The organism is Bradyrhizobium sp. NBAIM08 (assembly GCF_020193935.1).
In the GTDB taxonomy this organism is placed as follows: domain Bacteria; phylum Pseudomonadota; class Alphaproteobacteria; order Rhizobiales; family Xanthobacteraceae; genus Bradyrhizobium; species Bradyrhizobium yuanmingense.
The window spans coordinates 1-428 of record NZ_JADYVR010000584.1; the positions used below are offsets into that span (position 1 = coordinate 1).

Sequence of the window (428 nt, forward strand, 5' to 3'; positions counted from 1 at the left end):
CTTCCCTACTCGTAACGGATTTCGGGGAGGGAGGCGGATGTCCAGATGAGTTACGAGTCGTCCCGGCTATACTGACGTCCTCGGCGATCATCGTCACCAGAGATCATCCGCAGGGGGAACGCCATGCCAGTAGCCGAGCGCTTGTCCCAGCCGGTGCGGGGGCAGAAGACCATCTGCATCCCCTGCTCGCAGCCGCAGTATGAGCCGGTCGTCGACGACCCCGAGGGGTTCCGCAGGCTCCTGGATCGACAGATCGAGGCGGCTCCCGACCTGTTCCCGCCGGAGATCCGCCGGGGCTATCGCATGAAGGACGTCTACACCTCCCGCAAGACCGGCTGGAAGCTCCGGCGGATCGAACTCCGCAACCTTCAGTGCTATCTGATCCGACCCTCCTTCTTGATGCCGTACCTCTCGGGCCGCACTGAGGA

Annotated in this window: 1 protein-coding gene; it reads left to right on the forward strand. The window is 63.6% G+C overall.

Going from position 1 to position 428, the window contains the following annotated elements:
• Nucleotides 1-123 precede the first annotated feature (123 nt).
• A partial coding sequence (locus I6F37_RS41075; RefSeq protein ID WP_225154531.1) for a hypothetical protein occupies nt 124-428 on the forward strand: 305 nt, incomplete at its 3' end.